Raw genomic sequence first — 1,056 nt, forward strand, 5'->3', positions numbered from 1 at the left:
TAGAGCACGTCCACTGAACTCGGAATCGGATTGAGGATTCCGTTACGGTCCGATTTCTGATTCCATGATCCGACTGGTGATTTGGTCGGAGGCAATATGACCCGCGCTTTCAGCGATGATCTTCGCAGCCGTGTTCTGGCAGCGGCTTATGATGGTATGTCAGCACGCTCGGCGGCCGCCCGGTTCGGAATCGGAGTCTCGACGGCCATCGCCTGGATAGCCAGCGCACGGCATGGTCAGATGAAGCCTGCTAAGCAGGGACGGCGCGGCGGTTCTCGTCTGGATGCCCATGGCGATTTTATCGTTGGGTTGATCGATGAAGAAAAGGACATCACGCTGAACGAAATGGTTCTGCGGCTCGCCGAAGAGAAGGCCGTTTCCATCGGCCGCAGTGCCCTCGATGTATGGCTGCGCAAGCGCGGCTGGACTTTCAAAAAAAGACCGCACATGCATTGGAGCAAGAACGACCCGACCTGCTGAAACGTCGTCGCGACTGGTTCGATGGTCAGCTTGATCTCGATCCGGCAAGGCTCGTGTTCATCGATGAAACTGGCCTGTCTACCAAGATGTCCAGGCTGCGCGGCAGGTCCCCTTGCGGCGAGCGTTGTCGAGCCGCGATTCCACATGGGCACTGGAAGACGACGACTTTCACCGGTGCGCTCAAGCTCTCGGGCATGACCGCGCCCATGGTGCTCGATGGTGCCATGAACGGCACGGCCTTCCGCGCATATGTCGAACAGGTTCTGCTTCCAACGCTGACAGTTGGCGATGTCGTTGTGATGGATAATTTGCCTGCGCATAAAGCGGATGGTGTGCGGCAGGCTATTGAGAGCGTTGGTTGCCAGCTTCTCTACCTTCCACCCTACAGCCCGGACTTCAACCCCATTGAAAAGGCCTTCTCCAAGCTCAAGGCGCTCCTGCGTGCGCGAGCCAAGCGCAACGTCGAAGCTCTGTGGGACACGGTCGGCGAAATCGTCCCGCTCTTCAAACCCAAAGAGTGCGCCAACTATTTTACGTCGTGCGGATATGACCCCGAGTAAAGTGGACGTGCTCTAG

1 protein-coding gene is annotated in these 1,056 nt (G+C 57.7%); it reads left to right on the plus strand.

Annotation, left to right across the window (positions count from 1 at the left end; all coding sequences use genetic code 11):
• The first annotated feature begins 96 nt into the window (after window positions 1-96).
• Window positions 97-1,040, plus strand: a protein-coding gene (locus PH605_RS25260) for an IS630 family transposase (protein ID WP_416377895.1) whose coding sequence is annotated in 2 segments (ribosomal slippage) — window positions 97-400 and window positions 400-1,040 — 945 coding nt in all. Because the reading frame shifts where the segments join, the coding sequence is not laid out codon by codon here.
• Window positions 1,041-1,056: the final 16 nt, after the last annotated feature.

This window comes from Agrobacterium sp. CFBP 3001, from assembly GCF_027871605.1.
Lineage (GTDB): Bacteria > Pseudomonadota > Alphaproteobacteria > Rhizobiales > Rhizobiaceae > Agrobacterium > Agrobacterium leguminum.